14 protein-coding genes are annotated in these 16560 nt (G+C 49.4%); 4 read left to right on the top strand and 10 right to left on the bottom strand.

Annotated features, from left to right (window positions below; translation table 11 throughout):
- The 3 genes from M6D81_RS28770 to M6D81_RS28760 form a co-directional block, all read left to right on the top strand.
- A partial coding sequence (locus M6D81_RS28770; protein ID WP_262680784.1) for a hypothetical protein occupies positions 1-494 on the top strand: 494 nt, incomplete at its 5' end.
- Positions 495-547: 53 nt separating this feature from the next.
- Complete coding sequence (locus M6D81_RS28765; RefSeq protein ID WP_262680783.1) at positions 548-1657, top strand: aminotransferase class III-fold pyridoxal phosphate-dependent enzyme; 1110 nt, start codon at positions 548-550, stop codon at positions 1655-1657.
- Entirely contained in the window at positions 1647-2528 is an 882-nt protein-coding gene (locus tag M6D81_RS28760) for an amidohydrolase family protein (protein WP_262680782.1), read from the top strand. Before M6D81_RS28765 ends, M6D81_RS28760 begins: the two co-directional genes overlap by 11 nt.
- 53 nt (positions 2529-2581) lie before the next feature.
- On the opposite strand, the gene M6D81_RS28755 is transcribed toward M6D81_RS28760, so the two are convergent.
- A complete protein-coding gene (locus M6D81_RS28755; RefSeq protein ID WP_262680781.1) occupies positions 2582-3934 on the bottom strand; it encodes an extracellular solute-binding protein in 1353 nt (450 codons plus the stop codon).
- Between the two features lie 180 nt (positions 3935-4114).
- On the opposite strand from M6D81_RS28755, the gene M6D81_RS28750 reads away from it, so the two are divergent.
- Positions 4115-4993, top strand: a complete 879-nt coding sequence (locus M6D81_RS28750; RefSeq protein ID WP_262680780.1) for an aldo/keto reductase — start codon at positions 4115-4117, stop codon at positions 4991-4993.
- Positions 4994-4997: 4 nt separating this feature from the next.
- Here M6D81_RS28750 and M6D81_RS28745 read toward each other — a convergent pair whose 3' ends face one another.
- From M6D81_RS28745 to M6D81_RS28710, 9 genes are all read right to left on the bottom strand, one after another.
- Positions 4998-5492: a sensor histidine kinase gene (locus tag M6D81_RS28745; protein WP_262680779.1), complete on the bottom strand. Its 495-nt coding sequence runs from the start codon at positions 5490-5492 to the stop codon at positions 4998-5000.
- 257 nt (positions 5493-5749) lie between these two features.
- Complete coding sequence (locus tag M6D81_RS31935) at positions 5750-5857, bottom strand: DUF5348 domain-containing protein (RefSeq protein ID WP_486187840.1); 108 nt, start codon at positions 5855-5857, stop codon at positions 5750-5752.
- 51 nt (positions 5858-5908) lie between these two features.
- Entirely contained in the window at positions 5909-7474 is a 1566-nt protein-coding gene (locus M6D81_RS28740; protein WP_262680778.1) for a response regulator transcription factor, read from the bottom strand.
- A 15-nt stretch (positions 7475-7489) separates the two neighbouring features.
- Positions 7490-9115, bottom strand: a complete 1626-nt coding sequence (locus M6D81_RS28735; RefSeq protein ID WP_262680777.1) for a cache domain-containing sensor histidine kinase — start codon at positions 9113-9115, stop codon at positions 7490-7492.
- Between the two features lie 81 nt (positions 9116-9196).
- On the bottom strand, positions 9197-10039 hold the full coding sequence (locus M6D81_RS28730; RefSeq protein ID WP_262680776.1) for a carbohydrate ABC transporter permease: 843 nt from the start codon (positions 10037-10039) through the stop codon (positions 9197-9199).
- Entirely contained in the window at positions 10039-10914 is an 876-nt protein-coding gene (locus tag M6D81_RS28725) for a carbohydrate ABC transporter permease (RefSeq protein ID WP_262680775.1), read from the bottom strand. The genes M6D81_RS28730 and M6D81_RS28725 overlap by 1 nt, the downstream gene beginning before the upstream one ends.
- Positions 10915-10974: 60 nt before the next feature.
- On the bottom strand, positions 10975-12327 hold the full coding sequence (locus tag M6D81_RS28720) for an ABC transporter substrate-binding protein (RefSeq protein ID WP_262680774.1): 1353 nt from the start codon (positions 12325-12327) through the stop codon (positions 10975-10977).
- A gap of 120 nt (positions 12328-12447) precedes the next feature.
- Entirely contained in the window at positions 12448-13857 is a 1410-nt protein-coding gene (locus M6D81_RS28715) for a beta-N-acetylhexosaminidase (protein ID WP_262680773.1), read from the bottom strand.
- Positions 13858-13860: 3 nt separating this feature from the next.
- Positions 13861-16512: a glucosidase family protein gene (locus tag M6D81_RS28710; RefSeq protein ID WP_262680772.1), complete on the bottom strand. Its 2652-nt coding sequence runs from the start codon at positions 16510-16512 to the stop codon at positions 13861-13863.
- Positions 16513-16560: the final 48 nt, after the last annotated feature.

Here is a 16560-nt window from a genome sequence, read left to right as displayed (position 1 = left end):
AGACTATTTTTAATAATTCTTTTTCAACAGCATGCCTTGATATAGGCGGTATAGAATTTGAGATACCAATAGAAATAGAACCTGCTCCAAAGGAGTATTTCATAAGTTCCATCGGGAAAAGGCCATCAAAACCATTATTGGACCATAATGCCAGAAAAACACTGGAAAACTATGATACTATGGAAAACAAATTAATGCTATATGCCGGGATATTGAAGCTATCATCCGAGCTTTGTATAACGCATATGGGAGGGGAACCGTGTTTTGAAGTAGAGGAGATTGTAGAAAGATCTCTTGGTGGCAAGAAAGTGATATTTTCCGGATATTCAGATGCGGTTGCCTATATTCCGACAGATAAGCTTATTCCGGAAGGCGGTTATGAAGTGGACAGCTTCCTGGAATATGGATTTAAAGGGCAATTTAAAATAGGAGTAGATAATAAAATATTCGAAGCATTTAGAGCCGGAGGGGAAAAGCTATTTGGAAATAGATGAATTTATCGTGGATGGAAGATCAGCTTAAGGCGGAATAAGGAGGGAGACATACGATGCAAGACATAAAAGCTACCGTATCTGAACAATGGACGAAAAGATTGAACAAGGCGATCCCTTGCGGTTCGAGCACCGGTTCGAAAGCGCCGTTGTACGCGCCGGAGGAGCCGGGGGTAATCGTGCGGGGCAAAGGCTGCCGGGTGTGGGACGCCGACGGCAGAGACTATATCGATTTCCGCAACGGACTCGGTCCGGTAACGCTCGGCTACGGCTACCCGGCCGTCGATGAGGCGATTCGCCGTCAGCTCGACAACGGGATCATCTACGGTCATCCGCATACGCTCGAATGCGAGGTGGCGGAGATGGTATGCGAGCTCATTCCTTGCGCGGAGCAGGCGCGGTTTCTGAAGACGGGCGGGGAAGCGATCGCCGCATGCATCAAGCTGGCGCGCGCTTATACGGGCCGCGACCATATCGTGCAGATCGGCTACAACGGGTGGCTGAACAGCAACGCAGTCGGCGGAGCGGCATTGCCCGGACGGACGGCGCAAATGCTGCCGGGCGTGCCTCTAGCGGTGAGCAGTCTCCATCATGCTTGCCGCTGGAACGATATCGCGGCCTTGGAGCGGCTGCTCGACGAGTTCGGCGGACAAATTGCCGCGATCGTCATCGCGGCGGATTACGGCTCGATGGAAGCCGGCCACACGTTCTATCCGGCCGTCCGGGCGCTTGCCGACAAGCATAGCTCACTGCTCGTATTCGACGAGATCGTCACGGGCTTCCGCATCGCTATCGGCGGGGCTCAACAATACTTCGGCGTAACACCCGACCTCGCCGTATTCAGCAAAGGAATCGCGAACGGGATGCCGCTGTCCGTATACGCCGGACGCAAAGAAGTGATGTCATACTGCTCGCCGGGCAAAGTCGTCATTTCTTCCACCTTCGGAGGCGAGACGCTGTCGCTTGCGGCGGCGAAGGCGTGCATGGATACGTATCGGCGCTACGATGTGAGCGGATTTTTGTGGAGGCAGGGGGAGGCGGTATGGAACGTCTCGTATGTCAATTACAGCCATCGGGATGAAGATGTCGCCGAAGCGCATGTACGGCTCGAACGCGCCTGCGATGAATTTGTGGAGTCGACTGGAGGTTTGGACGATGACGAGTAGCACGGAATCAACGTTCGGGATAGTTCAGGCGGTTCGCGGCGAGGATGCTGCTCATCCCGCCATGCTGCTGCTCGAGCCCTTTATGAAGGAGCGGGCGATCGACTTGACGGCGTTCATGGGCCAGTGGCCGACACGGCTGCAAATTCGGGCGTCAGCCGAGGAAATGAGCGTCATGGCGGACCGGCTCGGATTAAGCGCGATGTGCGTCAGCCACATCGCTTCGATCTTCGGCTTCGACACGCGTTCCGGCAACGAGGAGCTGTTTCGCGAGGCGGCCCGCGATGAGCGGCTTCTGCCATTCGCGATTCTCAATCCGGCGGAGCCCGGATGGGAGCCGGAGCTCGAATGGGCCGTCAAGGAAGGTGCGCAAGGTATCAGGCTTGTTCCGGGCTATCACGGGTACAGCTTGACGTCGCCGCAGGTGGCGGAGCTGATCGCGCGGCTTAGCGGGCGGCAGCTACCGCTCCATATATGTGCGAGGCTGGAGGATGATAGGCTGGTCCATCCTGGGTTTCCGATCGTGCAGGTACCGTTTCACGAGATCGCGGAGCTGCTCCATCTGACCGGAGAAGATATGCCGGTCATTCTCGGCGGATTGCGCGCCCGGGAATGGGACAGCGTGAGCGAGCATCTGAACGCGGGGCATCAGACGGATAAGGTGCTGCTCGACCTATGGTTTACGAATGGGCCAATAGGCGCTATTGCTTCGCTTAGCCGCGGCAGCTTGGAGAACCGGCTCGGCTACGGTTCCTGCTTCCCGATCCAGGTGCCGGAAGCGACTGCCCTGCAGCTCGCCGCAGCGGATATTGGGGCGGATAAGCGCGCCGCCTTGTGCCGGGGGCATGCCGCCGCGTTGCTCGGGATCGAATAATATACCCTGCGTGTCACGCTCTTCATGCGAAAGGCTCTATGGAAATCGCCTGCTCAGAAGTGTTCGGCGATCGTGCGGGGGTCCTCCAGACCAAGCCAGAACAGGCTCATCTCGGCCATGAGGTCGGTCTGGTCCATCTGATGATCCAGAAGCTCATGCAGAAAATAGTTGTTGTCGATCAAGCCGCCGCCGATGTTGATGGCGTGCATATAAGCTTCCGATCTTGTCGCATCGTTCACCGCTTCGAGAACGGACAAAAAATTCGTACTTTCGCACATCGTCCGCTGTACATCGACCTGCAACGCCATCCTTACGAACTCCGACGACAGGCCGGGGTCGGCGCATTGACTCGGTACGAGCAGCAGGTTGGCCTGCATCAGCGTCGACTTCGTCTCGCCGAACGGCAGCGGCGCGATTTCCGGCTTGAAATCGATGCCGCGCTCCGTCCAAGTCGACATCTCGAACAGCGTTGTCAAGGTCATGGCCGATTTCCCGTAAGTAAAAGGGTTGATCAAGTTTTTGCTTTCCGTGTACACGGTGGCGATCCGTTTGCGGTGAAGCCAATCCTGCAGCTTGTCGAGCGCCTTGGCGATCTTGGGCCGATTGTCCCCGGAGTCGGGCCGCATCCCGTTCTGCAGGGCCACTACGAGCCATCGGCTAAGCGATGGGAACAGGCTGAAGCCGAATCGGTCGATCCGGCCGTCGGTTGCCGATGTGACGCGTTCGGCGGCCGATGTGAAATCGTCGACGGTCCAATGGGGACCCGGCAAAGGAACGCCCGCGGCGGCAAACAATTCCGGATTGTAGACGAGACAAGTCGGCGAGAACGTAATCGGCACCGCCGTAATCGCATTGTTCGGGCAAAACGAGTCACGCAGCTTCGGATACATCCCGTCTAGCGAACCGCCGACTGCCGGCCCCAGATCGACAAACACATTTTGTTCCTCCGCAACCGCCAGCTGGCTTTCCCCGATCAGCACGATGTCCGGGCAGAATCCCATCCGGTCGCTACGGCGAATCGATTCGATGAACTTATCCGCGGGAAAGCTTAGGACATGGACGTCTACATGAGGGTACTTTTGGCGGAATGCGTCGCAGATGACGTGCAGACCGTTATCGACGAAATAGGCCGGAAAAGGGGCGACGATGCGCAGCGTCTTCCGGTAGCCGTGTTGAAACGACACATCGGCGGGCACCATCGTGCCCAACCCGACCCGCTTGACGACAAGTCCCTCCTTATTCAGCTCCTCCAGCGCTTTTCTAACCGAATTCCGGCTTAAACCGTAATATTTGCACAATTCGTTTTCCGGCAATAAATACTCTCCCGGCTTGATCAGTCCGGTTAAAATCTGCTCTTTCAACGTCTTATATAATCGAACGTACAGAAAATCGCTTGCTCTGCGCATACTTCTGGGATGAATCTCCTTCCGGCATGAGATAAAAGGTAATGTTGGGTACATGTACCTTCAGTATACATGAATACACCGCAGTTTAACATACGAACGGTTATATGGATCGCGATCCTCGGAGGGGCTTTTCATTCCGGGATTCAAGGCGTATAGTAGGGATAAAGGAGGCGGGTATACATGCTGAGGCGAAAGATGGGAAATATCGGTTTCGAGAGCTCGGTGCTGCTGTTCGGCGGAGCGAAGCTGGGCAGCGTAACCCAGGACGAGGCGGACCGTTCGATCGCGTTCGCGCTGGAGCACGGAGTCAACCACATCGATACGGCAGCCAGCTATGGAGATTCGGAGGTGAGGCTTGGCAAATGGATGCCGGAAATACGCAAAGACGTATTTCTGGCGACGAAAACGGCACATCGCGGATGGAAGGAAGCGAAGGAGGAAATATACCGTTCGCTTACGCGGCTCCGCACCGATACGATCGATCTGCTGCAGCTTCATGCGGTCGGCACGATCGAGGAGCTGGACAAATGCATGTCGGCGGGAGGCGCTCTGGAAGCGGCGCTCGAAGCGAAGGAAGAAGGGCTCGTGCGCCATATCGGCATAACCGGGCACGGGCATTCCGCACCCGCGGTCCATCTGGAGGCGCTCCGCCGCTTCGCCTTCGAGACGGTGCTTACACCGTTCAATTATTACTTGTACGGATTGCCGGAATACCGCCAATCGTTCGATGCTCTTGTCGAAGAAACGAAGCGCAGGGAAGTCCCGCTGCGGGTCATCAAGGCTGTGGCGAAAGGCCCGTGGGCGGTCGGCCAGACGCGCAATCATGCGACCTGGTACGAGCCATTCGACGACCAGCGGACGATCGACGCTTGCGTTCATTACGCCTTATCCCATGAAGGCATCCACGGCTTCGCAAGCGCCGGCGATATACAACTATTCCCGAAAATCGCCGCAGCCGTCGAGAAGTTCGGTACGATGGACGATGCGGAGGCGCGCGCTCTGTTGGCGGCAATTCCGGAGTACGGCAGTCCGTTCGGCGCTCCGACATCCATCGCTTGACCGATTACCCATCTTCGTCCACCAATGGCAGCGTAAAGTAAAACAGCACGCCGCCGGTTACGTTGCGGACGCCGAAGTCGCTGCCGTGCAGCGTCAGTATGTTTTTGACGATGGCGAGACCGATGCCGGAGCCGCCGCCGATTTCCCGGCTTCCCGATTTGTCGACGGTGTAGAACGTATCCCAAATATACGGCAAGTCCGCCTCGGGAATCGGGTCGCCGTCGTTGTACACTTCAATGCGCACGCATCCGTTCGCGCCCGGTACTCCGCTGCCGGGCCCTTCTTCCGTGCTGATGCGGATTTGGCCGCCTTCGGGAGTGTGCTTGATCGCATTGCCGAGCAAATTGGTCAGCACTTGGACGATGCGGAATTCATCCCCGAACACGAACGCGTCCGCGCTTAGCTCGACCGCACAGACGACCCTCTTCTTCAGCTCCACGAACATTTTATCCGTCAGCGATCCGGCCAGCGCACCGATGCGGAACGGCTCCTTGCGCAAATTGTATTTGCCCGCTCTCGCAACACCTTATTTTTAGAGTCGCTCGTATCCTGTGCAAAGGAGAAATACTTCACCGAATATTGATAACTATAGACTTCTAGGTATCGGCCCGACATATCCCCCACTACGCACTCTACATGGCTTGAGTAGCAGTCGCTGACATATAGATGTAGTGGTGTATACCATCCTGATTACTCTGATGATTAATTCGTTATCTAGAATTTAATACAAGGAGAACTGGAACCATATAAAATCGCCTACCAATAACGATCAAGTTCTAATCGGCATGGGATGCCACTATCGCCAATACAAAGTTCGAAACATTCCCCGCAATAGATAGGATACATCTTCTCCTCAAGCCGGATAAACGTTGATGAGTCTAGCAGATGTGCAAACTTGGTTTGCTTCTGAAGACGCTAGATATCTTGTCGCTCCAATAGTTGCTGCCGATTTAGAACGGCATGTTCCATAGGGTTGACGCCTACATGTTTTTTGAATAACTGACTGAAATGCGCAGGATCCTTGAAACCGACCTCGTAGGCAACCTCGAACGCCTTTTTATCTCCCGCAGCCAGCAATTTTTTAGCCATTTCGATCCGATAGCTCCATAGAAGCTCACGAAACGACTTCCCTGATTTTTGCTTCAGTATTCTGCTCAGATACGAGTAGTTCATATAAAGGCGCTCCGCGATCATTTGCAGCGTAATTTCTTCATGATAATGGAACTTGATGAGATTTTGCACTTGCAGGACGATTCGATACTGGGGGTCCTTTATCTGCTCCCTTATCGCTACCGTCATATTCTTTAATTGTTCTTCCAAATACCGAAGCAAATCCGAGAGCACGTTAAATTGCATGACGGTTTTGCGAATCTCAAACCAATTGTATTCTACTGAGTAATCTAGCAGAATGTTCTCCGCTATATCCAATAGGTCTGACACCATCCGTTGAACCTGCTGCTTGCTCATTCCCTTCTGCAGCGTTTCCTTGTAACAATTTCGGATAAAAAGAGATACGTCCACGTCAGAGCCCGATTTGAACATTCTTTGAATTTCGACCAGATTCCATTCCCGCTCTCCTACTTTTCCCCAGATATCGGCCGATATAATCGCCTCGTAGGAAATGATGGACCCCTTGCCCAGCAAGATTCGATAATCAAGGCATTGCCGAACTTCCTTTACGGCATCCTCCAAATAAAGTAATGAAGGCACTAACCTGCTAATTCCGATAGATATGCTGTATGAGAACCTCTCATTGCATAGCTTTAGCAATTGTCTCGCTGCTTCGAACAGTAAATCCCGGAATTCATTCTCCCGCATATCGGGACCGGAGAAGACATAAACGTGCAACCCCTCCTGCGATAAGACAGCCCAATGATGGATTAAAAACTCCTTCAACAAATTTATAACCGTTTCCCTGAGCGCAAGTTTAGAGAACGGCATACCTGAATGATAGAGAAGCTCAATATTGTCAATTTCCAGCGCCAACATAGTAACCGGACGAGCCAATAACCCTACCTTATCCAACCTTTGTTCTTTCTCTTCCTTGCTGCACTCTGGGTTCTGCAACATTTGAATCGTTTCATCTTGTCTAATCCACTCACTGTTGCCTTCTAGGCTGTGAGTCTTCACATAACGCACGCATTCAATTAATTCTGATGGTAGAAACGGTTTCGTGATAAAATCGCTTACTCCCAATTTCATCGCCTGTTTTGCATAATCGAATTCATTGTACGCGGACAGCAGAAGCACAGATAATTGAGGCGCAACGGCTTTTGATCTCCGTATCAGCTCCAATCCATCCATCCCCGGCATGCGGATATCGGTAATGAGCAAATCCACATCCCGCTCGGAAAGCAGCTTCAGCGCCGCAACCCCATCTTCAGCTTGGCCGACGACAGTGCAGCCGAGCGATTGCCAATCAATGATTTCCACGATATGGTTTCGTATCAAATGATCGTCATCCACAACAATAACGTTCAATTCGACCACCTCGCTCTAGTTATTGGGAAACATAATAGGCAAACAAATTCTGGCCACCGTAAGTCGTTTATCGTTCCTCAGAAGCTCCAGTCCATATTCCTCACCAAAATGCAATCGAATTCGGGAACGTACGTTAGCAAGTCCCGTCCCGGTACCAGCAGACTGGACGGACTCTATCTCTTCCGGATTTGGGCCATTGTTCGTAATATCAACATAGAGCCGGTATTCCTTCTCGTATACTTTAATCGAGATTTCTCCATTGTCGGGCAAATGGTCAATGCCGTGAATGAACGCGTTTTCAATTACAGGCTGAAGAATAAGCTTAGGAATGAGCAAGCTCTTTAATTCCTCCGCTATTTCAATGCTATAGTTTAATCGATTTTCATAACGATGCTTGTGTATTTGCAAATATATTTCGCTAAACACAAGCTCCAATTCCAGCGAAACAAACGGCTCATCAGAGGAAATAGAAAACCGAAAGATACGCGACAACTTGTGAACGATTGAAGGGATTTCTCTGCTTCGATTCTGTTGGGCCAAAATACTGACATACTCCAGCGTATTATATAAAAAGTGTGGATTAAAGTGTATTCTAATCGCCTTTAATTCCGATTCTTTTTGCTTAATTTCGCTCATGTACACCGTTTCAATCAAATGTTTAGTACGGGAAATCAGTTTATTATAGCTTTGGGCCAAGATACCAATTTCATCGACTGTGTGTATGTTCTCGATCAATTGGTAGTTTTCTTTTTTCGCGAGTTCCATCAACCGGCTTAACGTTAAAATCGGTCGGGTAATTCTTCGAAGAATAAAAAAAGTAATAACCATAACCAATATCCATGCGCCGATCGTGATACTGATGGAGAACCAGGCTTGACGATCGATTTGTTGTATCGCCAAACCTCTTTCTTCTAACCCAATATATCGATATTCGGATACCGACGACTGGTAAGCATGCTCGATCTTGTTCGGGTTCTCCTCTCTTCGATATAGTTTTCCAAGTTTGTCCGGCTCGTTGCTTGACAAAATAATATTGGACTTCGTAACAATCTGAAAATGACTAGGAAATTCAGAAAATAGCTTTTGAACTTTGTCTTCGTTTAAAGTGACGGCAAGCATACCCAATTCAACGTTTTCCCCTCCGCCGAATCGTTTTACCGCTCCAATTATTCTCCCCTTATCGAGAAAAAAAGCCCATGCAGGCTCTCCTTCTCTTTCATAAGGCATTAGTTCAAGCGCCGATCTGAACTCTATCGTCCAAGAAGGGTCTGGCGAATAGACATCTCCTTGTTTATTGAACAAAACGATGGCATCGACGAGATCTCCAATATTTTCACGCATATTCTCATATTCCAATGCCAACAGTTCTTCGACAATCGTTTCCACGAATGCTCGCTCCTCCGTATCCAATGGGTAACGTTCCGGCATCAAATCATTATGCAAAAGGCGAACAACAGAAGCGTTGTTTATAATATCCTTCATTTTCTGCTCGTGTTGCAGCAACAACCGATCGATTTTCTCTCCCGTTTCGGCTACCAGTTGGTTAACCGTCCGGGATTGAACAATTCCTTTTTCAATCACTTCCTTGGAACGTAAATAAAAAGTAGAGCTGATGATGAGTAGAGGAATTAATGTAAGCAAGGAATAGACAACCACCATCTTGTACAAGATCTTAGAGCGAATAAGCTGCAGGATGACCCTCTACCCCCTGTAATTGACCTTTTATCCTTTAACCGCGCCAACGACAAGGCCCCTGAAGATGTATTTCTGAGTAAAGAAGAACAATAGAAATAAAGGGAGCGTCGCAATGACACTAAGCGCAAATACCGGACCATAATCGACGGATTGATTATTGGCCTTGAACTGCACAATTTGTGACATAAGCGTCAGCTTGTTCGGATCTTTCAGAAATAGCAGCGGACTAAACAAATCGTTCCAAAATCCGTATATGTTTAGAATAAATACGGTCCCGGTAGCCGGGAGCAGCAATGGAAATATAATGGTCCAAAAGGTTCTCCACTTTCCGCAGCCATCCATACTCGCTGATTCTTCCATTTCTCTCGGAATCGATTTTGTGAAACCCGTATAGATAAATGAGGCAAATGGTATCGCTCCCGCCGTATACAACAAGATCAGAAAAGTTCTAGTATCAATCAAATGCGTCGCTACCGCCAGCTTAAACAGCGGAATCATTCCCGTCTGCAAAGGAATGACCATGCCAGACAGAAAGAATAACAAGAGACCCTGGAAAAACTTGTGCGGCATTCGGGCGATCGTATACCCTGCCATGGAGGACACAATTACGATCAAAATAAGTGAACCAAATGTAATGATTCCCGTATTCAAGAATCCTTGCAACACATCCACTTTCGCGAACGCTTTTTCGTAGTGGCCCAAATATAACGACGTCGGAAGAGATAGTGGATCGTAAAAATGTTCAGGCTTCTTGAAACTAGTCGTAACCAGGTAGAAAATCGGATAAAGAAAAATGAGCGCAAATGCGATCATAATGATTTCTGTAAAAATTCCGGCTTTTTGGCCCTCCGTATTGGACGTCAACTTCATTATAACTCTACCTCCCGTTTTCGTGTAAACTTTAATTGAACGAAAGTGACAAGCATAATGAATACCATAAGCGTAATACCAGCTGCCATTGCATACCCATACGTATTTCCACGGAAAGCGGCATTATAGATGGCCAAAGTGATGGTATAGGACGCCGTTCCGGGGCCGCCATTCGTCAAAACATAAGGGATATCGAAAAATTTAAGCCCTCCAACGATGGTCATAAACACAACGATGGTCACAGACGGCATTAAGAGGGGAAGCGTAATATACCTGAATTGCTTGAATCCGCTGGCGCCATCTATTGTAGAGGCTTCATAGATCTCTCCTGGAATGGCTTGCAGACCGGCAAGATAGATAACTGCGCAATAACCGAGCGCTTGCCATTGCGACAGCAATATGATCGATGGGAAAACGGTCGAGATGTTCCCTAGCCAATCCTTAGTTAAACTCTCCAAGCCGATCACGTTCAGCAACGAATTGATCACTCCATCGAATTGAAGAATGTTGCCCCATACGACCGAGGTGACGACAAGACTAACGACCACTGGCATATAGAACGCAATTCTCAAAAAGGAACGAGTCCGAAATGTTCGATTTAATAAAATAGCGAGCAACAGAGCAAGAGAATTCTGAACAAGAATGCCGAATACGGTTAATAATAACGTGTTTTTCGCCGCTTGTTTAATCTTGGAATCCTCGAACAGGAATGCGTAGTTATCCCATCCTACGAATTTCGGCGGACGAATCGAATCCCATTCCGTAAAGGAATAATAGATACTTAAAATAAAGGGATAATAGACAAAAATAGAGAAAATTATAACTGCTGGAAATACAAACATGAGTCCGGTTATCCATGCTTTTTTGTTCATCATGAAGTTTCCTCACCTTTACGGACAAGTCCGGCCAGAGGACTGACCGGACTTGTTCATTATTTATTCCGGCGGCAGTATGACCACGCCTTTATCTTTCTCCAGCACCTTCTGAACTTCCGCAAGATCGTTAGTGTTAAACTTGAGGCCAGATAAGATCTTCGTGACCGTTTCCGTTAACGCGGTATCTACCGACGGCGCAATATATGAACCGAATCCAAAGTTTGCTTCTCCGCTATTTACCGCAGCAAGCAGATCGTTCATAGCCGCATCCGGAAACGTAACATCAATTCCTTTAATGGCTGGAATGTTGCCGTTGCCTACATTGTACGGACCGTAAATCTCAGGGCTAACAATGGTTGCGATCAAATCCTTGGCAGGCTGCATCAATTCCGTTTTGGCGTTTATGCCCAGAGAAGCGTCAGCGCCAAGCGACAAGTTGTAGTAGCCCGATTCCGTAGATAATGGGATGTAGCCCATCTCGAATTCGTTATGGCCTTTTGTCTTGAAGTTTTCTTGCGCGGTTCCCGGCATCCATGGTCCTTGAGCGATCATCGCCGCTTGTCCTGAAGTAAACAACTCTGCTGATTGTGGCCAATCGATGCTTAATGCCGTTTTGTTGAAATATCCTTTTTGCGCCATTTCTTGAATGTGATTCATGACGGCCTGCACTTCCGGGCCATCGATTTTTTTGGTGCCGTCATATAGATCCTTGCCGTACGTTTTACTGCTTTCGTAACCATAGGATTGCAACCACAAGCCGTAAAACAATGATGCCGTCCACGCGTCTTTAAATCCTGCCGCGACAGGCGTTATTCCCGCCGCTTTAATCTTTTCGGCTGCAGCCATAAACTCCTTTGCGTTTGCGGGCGCGGATATTCCGAGATCGGAGAAGATTTTTTTGTTGTACCATACGCCGCTGGTCGCTAGCCCCATCGGAACCGCGTATGTTTTCCCCAGATGCATGGCGTCTTTTTTCCCGCCGGGCTGCAGCTGACTAGCCCACGGCTGATCCGACAAATCGGCTAAATAACCGGCTTCAGCATATTGCGCCAACCCTTGGATGAACATGACGTCAGAAGCTGTTTCCGAAGCTAGCTCCGCCTTGAGCTTATCAAAGTACGTTGCGCCCAACAAAATATCCCATTGTATCGTGGCATTCGGATACTTTTCTTTATAGCGCTTGTCAACATCGTTTTTGAATTGCTGCATATGCGGGCGATCGTCGATAAACCAAGCTCCAAGGCGAATGGTGAAGGCTTCTTCGTTAGCCGAGTCACTCACCGGAGCGCCCGATTCCTCCGCGGGCGGATCGCTTGCCTTCGGAATCTCTTTCTTCTCGTTTTTTCCCGCGCAACCCGCGATAATGCTTACTAGCATCGTGAGCGCAAGCAACAGCATCCATGATTTCTTCATGATTGTAAGCCCCCCATTATGTTGTTCTGGCTCATTTAAACATTAGCCATGAAAATAAATTAACACCAATTTGCGATTCGTAGAATTCGTTCATTTTACTATTTCTAGGCTGAATTTTTCTTAATCTCGTATAATGCCTTCTACTAGTCTCATTGCTTTGATGTCGAGCCTGTCCAACCTTTCAGAAAATTGCTCCCACCTTATTTTCCGTTCCTCGTTCCATATGCGCTCGACCATGGTCGGAACGCGAAGACGCAATAAATCGAGCACATTCTCCTCTTCGTTCTCCCAAGAACAAAATTGTGCGCCGATTACGTTTGCACTTTTATCCAGCTGAATGGGAGAGAGATGCGCCTTCGACTTTTCCCACCAATGCTCCCATCGCCGTACATTCCAACCGTAAATATGTTCAGGAGACCAGCCTGCGTTAGGCGTCACATAAAGCGGCTGCCATGATGCATTAATTAATGGATAACCTGCCGCAGCCAGTTCATCGGCCGAATGATAATAGGATTCCCAGGCAACAACCGTTATGTCTTTTGGAATCTCGATTCCAGGCTCAGGGGAGAAACCTTCCCAAACGATCGGCTTCCTGCCATTGCGCTCGACCATTTCGGCTGCACGAACGATAAAGGATCGGAGCAATCCTTCCGCGCTTGTCACCTCCAATTCCTTCATGCGCTCTCGGCAAGTTGGACATTGCTCAAAAATACTCATCTTTGTTTCATCGCACCCAAGGTGGATATGCCGGGAATATTTGAACACCTCGCAAAGCTCGCTCATGATTTGTTCTACGGCTTCATAGACGGCTGCATTCCCTAGACATATGGCATTTTCATGTTCGCCGCCTATTCCGGAAGTAAATAGCTCCGGCTCAGACCGATTCAGAATTTCAGAGTGCCCCGGAAGGTCGATCTCCGGGACAAGCTCGATCCCGCGTTGATGCGCAAACTCCACCAGTTCATCCAACAGTTGTCTTGTGTAATGCCTACCAGGAGTAGCGATATTAGGGAAGCAGGTTAATGGGAAGGTGAACGATTGATCGTCCGATAAATGCAACTGCAAATGTGACAATCGATAAAATCGGCATAGCTCGATAGCCTTCTTCACGCAATCGATAGAATGCCAATGTCTGGCCAGATCCAGCATAAGTCCTCTATATGGAAGATCTGGTTCGTCTTCAATAATGCAATTTGGCACTTCTCCCGCATCCGTTGCTAGCTGCAGCAGCAGGACCGTGCCTCCCGCTACAGCTGAATAGCTTCCCCCCTGAACAACAATATGACGACCTATTGTGAGTTTCATTTGCTCTTCCCGCAAAGTCCCGTCTATAATAAGCTCAATCTTCACGATTTCTTCGTCTTGTCTTTCCAAACCTGAACCAATCAAGAGCGCAAACTCTTCTTCAAGAATGGGGATAATTGGCTTTAATTCAGCATCTACCGCCACAATATGAGCGTTTCGCAATGAAGTTTGACCCTTCTTTTCTTGAATCGACTTCGCAACGGGAATGAATGGATATTTCTCCATGACTTACACCTGTCTTTCAAAATATAATTTAAATTCAACGCTTCCCGCTGCAATGTCATCTATTGTTACTGCTTCTCGCTCTGGACAATACACTCCAATATCTGCGCGCATGGCCTGTATTCCTTCCGGATGCGGCAAACGTATATTTATAGAGCGCGGTTTTCTTAAAGGATCACAATCAACTCGGGCTGATATATATCCTTCCTCAAGAAAAGATTCGACCTTTAGTGAAAATACGCCAAAATAACTTCTCGCGCCCTGAATGTCGATCACTTTCCCATGTTCCAGCCATGCTCGCGGAATTCCCGGCAGCAGATTTAACGTTTCCTCTTCCTCCATATAGAGCATCCAGCGGGTTTGCATTAGAAACCAGGCTTCTTCATGCGTTTTGTGTGGGCTTGCATGCCAATAATGCTCCCAGAATGTATAGGTTTCGCGATCGGCCAACGATGCGACAGCATTGTAATAGGCTTTCAGGAAAGGCTTGACTTCCCCTCTCTTCAGATGAATCCAAGGGTGGACGCTATAGTAAGGCTGACTTAGCGCTACGTTGCGGGAGCACATCAGCTCATTATGGTAATCGAGCATATGGCAAACCGAAGGTTCGTCCGGCTGCAGCACCTCTTGAAAGACCAAATAAAGAGGTCCAAGCAACGAATCCCTTCCTACAGCCGAACCATGCGTAAGCCATTTTCCTCCCCCGGCAAACAAGCTTACAGGACCGCGATATTCGGCCCAGGGGGCTGCCGTTGGCACCCAGGTTCCATTGCCGATTGGCACGACGGGTGAATGGATCATAGAGCTCGTAAACGCCGTTCTGATGTCGAGCTTGAAGGCTTCCGCCACTTCATTGATAGATGAGGATAGAATCGGATCGGAAGCTTTGAAGATTTCCGACAATCGGCTTAATCCCATATAGGCGTAACCGTTAAGCATAAAAGAATGAAAGGGATCTTCCGGATCGGCGGTCTTGCCGTCGATCATTCCGAATCCGCGGTCGATAAAGGCTTCCGTCCTGTTCCGTTCTCTCCACTCCACAATATATTCGTACGCCTTCATTAATTTGGTTTTATAGCGGCTGATCCAATAATCGTCACCGTTATAACGATAGTGCTCCCCGACGCACCAGAGGAAAGTGCCCGTTTCAAGCATGTAACCGTTAAAATTTTGGATAAAACCGTTGTCATGCTGCTTATCTAAAAAAAATTGCAACGATCTTGCGGCTATGCCGCCCCACCCGAATGAATCCATGAATTGAATGATCGGCGCGCTTTCCGAACCTATTGCGGTATAGACACCAATTGTCGGCAAGAGGGTTCCTTCCGGCTCGGTGCCATAAGTGATCAAATCCAATTGAAGCAGTCCAGCTTGAATCATTTCCTCCAGCCTCTTCTCCGGAAGACGAACCTGAGTGGCGCTGGAAAACTTGCCTCTCCAATATTCGCGGCATTGCTTCAACCGTTTATCGAAGTTTTGTCCGCTTAACGCATCGGCTCTTTCCCTGGAGATTGGACGATGCGGAACAAACAACTCGAAAACGGCCGTTTCCCCTGGAAGAAGCAATATCGCCATTTCTTCGTTGGCCAACGGCTCTCCGTTCAGCCTGCTTACACAATAAATTCGATCAGCCGTATACATCGCGTATCCGGATACACCGTCGAAGACGTAAGGCAAACTTTGAGCTAGTACGTTCGCATTCGGAATCGGATTTTTGAACCATGCGTACCTCGGGACGGATGCCGTATTCGTCGCACTGGCCCGGGTGTAAAGCACTGTCTCTTCCTCCTCATTTATGGCTTCGGCCAACTGTCTCTGACGCTCGGCCTGCTGCTCTTCCGTAAGCATATAACCATGTCCGTACCCATCAGCAACCAGATAAGGGGTGCCTTTTATATTAGCTGGCCGTAATTCTTGATGTTCCAAGGAGACAAAAGATGTCGTCTCATAGACCATTTCGTCTTCCTCGATTCGACCATGCAATATGGGATGTATTCCTTCGTCCAACCTTCGCGAGATGCGTTCCTCACAGCCGATACCACGACCGAGCATGTAGTGGTATCGCACCTGCTTATTCTCGTTTTCGGGCAGGGTGGTCGGTTCACCGTGAAACCGGGGTTGAATCCAATCCCACAGCTTCTCGGTGTCATCCACGTTCCGCAAGCCTACTTCGAAAATGCGCACGTCTCTGGACAACCCCAGCCAAGTTGGCGCAGTCAGGCTCCTCGTCATAACCGCCGCATTTTCAAACGATTCCTCAGGTTCTCGCTCGATCTTCCTCAAGCTCGTTGAAAGTTCCATATCCTTCGTTCGCTTCTCAATTTGTTCATAAGAACGGGTGTCCTGCCCTTCGGTTACCACAACGCCATAGGAAGGAATAAAAATGGGACATTTCATGTTTACGTCTTGTATAAAAAAACTGAATGAGTGGATGGCAGTATGGACCGTAACGATCGGTTTGTCAGCAGTCATTGGGGTATTCGGCGCTTCAATCTCCAGCTCCAGGCGGAAGGAACTACCCTCGCCGAATAGAAGCCGGCCATCCCCATGCTGCGCCTCGCCCTTTACAAACTCGCCATATACTATACTTCCTGATTGGACAACGATTTCACCCTTTCTCGGGTTATGATTCCATTCGATAACAATGTTTTTGTTCATCCTTGCATTCTCCTCAATAGCTGAATTTATGTCGAATCGGTATCGTGC

Source organism: Paenibacillus sp. J5C2022 (assembly GCF_025567625.1).
In the GTDB taxonomy this organism is placed as follows: domain Bacteria; phylum Bacillota; class Bacilli; order Paenibacillales; family Paenibacillaceae; genus Pristimantibacillus.
The sequence above is the reverse complement of the archived record's forward strand: the minus strand, read 5'-3'. Positions and strand labels throughout refer to the sequence as shown.

What these genes read in the sequence shown, in the direction of transcription:
- M6D81_RS28755 (WP_262680781.1), bottom strand. Translation starts at nt 3,934, where the DNA reads ATGCGCAGAGCAAGCGATTTTCTGTACGTTCGATTATATAAGACGTTG.
- M6D81_RS28750 (WP_262680780.1), top strand. Translation starts at nt 4,115, where the DNA reads ATGCTGAGGCGAAAGATGGGAAATATCGGTTTCGAGAGCTCGGTGCTG.
- M6D81_RS28730 (WP_262680776.1), bottom strand. Translation starts at nt 10,039, where the DNA reads ATGAAGTTGACGTCCAATACGGAGGGCCAAAAAGCCGGAATTTTTACA.
- M6D81_RS28720 (WP_262680774.1), bottom strand. Translation starts at nt 12,327, where the DNA reads ATGAAGAAATCATGGATGCTGTTGCTTGCGCTCACGATGCTAGTAAGC.
- M6D81_RS28710 (WP_262680772.1), bottom strand. Translation starts at nt 16,512, where the DNA reads ATGAACAAAAACATTGTTATCGAATGGAATCATAACCCGAGAAAGGGT.
- M6D81_RS28725 (WP_262680775.1), bottom strand. Translation starts at nt 10,914, where the DNA reads ATGATGAACAAAAAAGCATGGATAACCGGACTCATGTTTGTATTTCCA.
- M6D81_RS28760 (WP_262680782.1), top strand. Translation starts at nt 1,647, where the DNA reads ATGACGAGTAGCACGGAATCAACGTTCGGGATAGTTCAGGCGGTTCGC.
- M6D81_RS28715 (WP_262680773.1), bottom strand. Translation starts at nt 13,857, where the DNA reads ATGGAGAAATATCCATTCATTCCCGTTGCGAAGTCGATTCAAGAAAAG.
- M6D81_RS28765 (WP_262680783.1), top strand. Translation starts at nt 548, where the DNA reads ATGCAAGACATAAAAGCTACCGTATCTGAACAATGGACGAAAAGATTG.